The 3,577-nt window shown below is 73.4% G+C and carries 2 protein-coding genes; both read right to left on the bottom strand.

The window, feature by feature from the left end:
* Positions 1 to 1,391 (bottom strand): condensation domain-containing protein (locus ACFYOV_RS33710; protein WP_389094430.1); only part of this gene is annotated, 1,391 nt, incomplete at its 3' end.
* On the bottom strand, positions 1,388 to 3,577 hold a 2,190-nt coding region (locus tag ACFYOV_RS33705), incomplete at its 5' end, for a condensation domain-containing protein (protein ID WP_389094428.1). The genes ACFYOV_RS33710 and ACFYOV_RS33705, both read right to left, overlap by 4 nt.

Here is a 3,577-nt window from a genome sequence, read left to right as displayed (position 1 = left end):
TCGAACAGCTCCGGCAGCGTCGCCCGCGACGGCACCGCGACGGCCGGCACGGCCAACAGCGCCGCCCGCTCCTCCTCGGACAGCAGATCGATCCGCCCGATCGGCCGGTCGGGATCGGTGACGACGAGGTCGAGCACCCGGACCAGTCGGTCGAGGAAGGCGGCGGCCGTGGCCCGGTCGAAGAGGTCGTCGCGGTAGTCCAGGCGGAGGTAGAGACGGCGCCCCGGGGCGGCGACCAGGGTGAGCGGATAGTGCGTCGCGTCCCGCCCACTGCCCAGGTCCGGGCTGATCCGCAGTCCGGTGTCCGACAGCTCGCCGGGGCCGTCCCAGGGATAGTTCTCGAACACCAGGGAGGTGTCGAAGAGGTCACCCAGCCCGGCCAGCTGCTGGATGCGGGCCAGCCCGAGGTGGTGGTGCGCGGTCAGCAGCGACTGAGCGCCCTGGAGCCGCACGACGGTGGTCAGCAGCGACTGCGCCGGATCCAGCGACACCCGCACCGGCACCATGTTGATGAGCAGGCCCACCATGGCCTCGACACCGGGCAGCTGCGGGTCGCGTCCCGCCACGACGGCCCCGAACACCACGTCGTCGTGACCCGTGCGCCGACTCAGCACCAGCCCCCAGGCGGCCTGTAGCACGGTGTTCAGGGTCACCCCCTGCCGGCGCGCCCAGTCGGCCAGCGCCGCCGTGCGGTCCTCGTCCAGCTCGACCGTGATCCGCTCCGGCATCAGCCCGGGACGACCCGGATCCACCGGAGTGAGCAGGGTCGGCTGCTCCAGCCCGGCGAGCGCCTCCCGCCAGGCGGCCTCCGCCGCGGGTCCGTCCTGCTGCGCGAGCCACCCCAGGTACTGCCGGTAGGGGGCCACCCGGGGAAGCGCGGCGGTGTCGCCCCGGCTGCCGTACAGCGTGGTCAGCTCGCGCACGAGCAGGGGCGTGGACCAGCCGTCGAGCAGGATGTGGTGGGTGGTCATGATCAGGCGGTGGCGCTCGGCGGCCAGGCGTACGAGGGAGAAGCGCAGCAGGGGCGGCTCGGCCAGGTCGAACCGGCGGCCGTGCTCCTTGGCGGCGAGCCTGGCCAGCTCCGCCTCGGCTTCGGCGCCGGACAGCGACGACAGGTCGAAGTCCTCCCAGGGGACCTCCACCTGACGTGGGATCAGCTGCACGGTGCGGCCCGAGTCCACCTGCCGGAAACCGGCACGCAGGTTCGGGTGCCGTTGGACGAGGGCGAGGACGGCGGTCCGCAGGCGCGCCCCGTCGAGGGCGCCTTCGATGGCGAAGACGTGCTGCACTGCGTAGACGTCCGCGCCGTCCTGCTCGTAGCGGGAGTGGAACAGCAGCCCCTCCTGCATCGGGGAGAGGGGGAGGATGTCTTCCAGGCCCGACGACGTCATTTCTGAATCCTCCACGCTGCTTCGAGCTGCTCGATGTCGTGCTGGCTGAGGTCGGTCAGGGGGAAGTCCGAGGGGGTGTGGCCGCCCGTGCCGGAGCGTTCGCCGTGCCGGACCAGGCCTCGGATCGCCCGGAACCAGTGGTCGGCGAGAACACGGACGTGCTGCTCGGGCCAGAGGTCCGGTGCCCAGGTCCAGACGGCCTCCAGCCCCGGCCCGTCCGGGGTGTCGCGGACCATGCAGTTGACCTCGAGTCCGTGCGCCAGGGCGGTCGCCGGATCGGCGCCACTCAGCAGCCCCGTCTCCGACGCCACGGTCCACGCCGGACGGCCGGGAACCACCGGGGCGCCCGCCGAGGGGAACCGGCCGAGGTAGTTGAATCCGAGCTGCGGTACGGCGAGCCCGGCCAGCTCCGGTCCGGTCTCGGGATTGAGGTGCCGCAGCAGACCGAAGCCCATGCCCCGGTCGGGCAGGGAGCGCATCTGTTCCTTGACCCGTTTCAGCGCCTGCCCGAGCGCCGGCCCGCCGTCGACGACCTCCTCCCAGGCCAGGGGCCCCGGGTCGACACGGACGGGGTGGAGCGAGGTGAACCAACCCACGGTGCGCGAGAGGTCCGCACCCTCGACGATCTCCTCGCGCCCGTGCCCCTCCACGTCCACCAGCAGGGCCGTGTGCCGCCCCCGGGCATGACCCCGGCGCCACTGGGCGACCGCCAGGGCGAGCGCGGTCAGCAGGACGTCGTCGACCCTCGCGTGGAAGGCCGTCGGCACAGACGTCAGGAGTGGGCTGGTGACCTCGGGCGGCAGGGAGAGCGTGAGCTCGCGGGCCCGGCCCACGGTGTCCCGTACGGGATCCAGCCGGCCGGCTGTCAGCGGCGGGTCGGCCGCGGTGAGCAGTCCCGCCCACAGGGTCGCCTCCGCCGTGCGGGCCGGCCGCCGGGCCTCCGCGGCGAGGAGCCGCGACCAGCGGCGCAGCGAGGTGCCCACCGGGTCGAGCCGCGGTGGCCGTCCGAGCCTGACGGCCTCCCAGGCGGCGACGAGATCGGGCAGCAGGATCCGCCAGGACACACCGTCGACCACGAGATGGTTCACGAGCAACAGCAGCCTGCCCCGACGAGCCGGTCCGGCGTCGAACCGGACCACCTGGACCAGCGGGCCCCGCTCGGCCGACAGGCGGGCGGATGCCGCCTCCACCTGCTCGCGGACCAGCGCCTCGTCGATGTCGGCGCCGCCGGTCTCGACGCGGTGCACCAGGTCGGCGGCCGGCACGGAGCCCACCGGCCCCACCTCCAGCGACCACGACCCGCCGTCCGGGCCGCCCGGAGCCCTGGTCAGCCGCAGCGCGTCATGGTGGTCCACGAGTGCCTGAACGGCCGCGACGAGGTGGTCCTCGCGGAGGTCGGCCGGCACCTCCAGCAGCATCGCCTGGTGGAACGCGTCGACGTTGCCGCCGCGCGCGTCGAACCAGCGCATGACCGGGGTCGGTTCCGCCCGCCCCACGCCGGAGTCGTCGGGCTCCGGGGCCGACGGGTCCAGTTCCTCGGCGGCCTCGGCCAGCCCGGCCGCGGTGCGCTGCTCGAAGACGTCCCGGACGGTGAAGCCGATGCCTGCCGAGCGCGCGAGGCTGACCAGCCGGATGGAGACGATGCTGTCCCCGCCGAGCGCGAAGAAGTCGTCGTCGGGCCCGACCCGGTCCACGCCCAGGGCCTGTGCGAACAGCTCACCCAGCAGCCGCTCGCGCGCGGTCTGCGGCTCACGACGCGGCACGTCCGCCCGTGCCCCCGGCACCGGTTCGGGCAACGCGGCCCGGTCGAGCTTGCCATTGGCCGTCAACGGCAGCCGGTCCAGGGTGACGTACGTGGACGGCACCATGTACTCCGGCAGCCGCCGCCGCACGAACTCCCGCAGGTCTTCCTGCGTTGCGGCGGTGTCGGGAACGACGTAGGCGGTGAGGCGGGTGGTGCCGTGCTGGTCGTGGTGTGCGACGACGGCGGCCTGGACGATCGCGGGATGCTCGGTGAGGACGTTCTCGATCTCGCCGGGTTCGATGCGGAAGCCGCGGATCTTGACCTGGTGGTCGCTGCGGCCGGTGTATTCCAGGTCCCCGTCGGTGTTGGAGCGCACCAGGTCACCGGTGCGGTACATCCGGCCACCGGGTTCCGCAGCGTAGGGGTCGGCGACGAACCGTTC

The sequence above is a fragment of the Streptomyces sp. NPDC005931 genome (genome assembly GCF_042871235.1).
Classification (GTDB): domain Bacteria; phylum Actinomycetota; class Actinomycetes; order Streptomycetales; family Streptomycetaceae; genus Streptomyces.
Note: the sequence above shows the minus strand (reverse complement) of the source record. Positions and strands in the feature narration are given on the sequence as shown.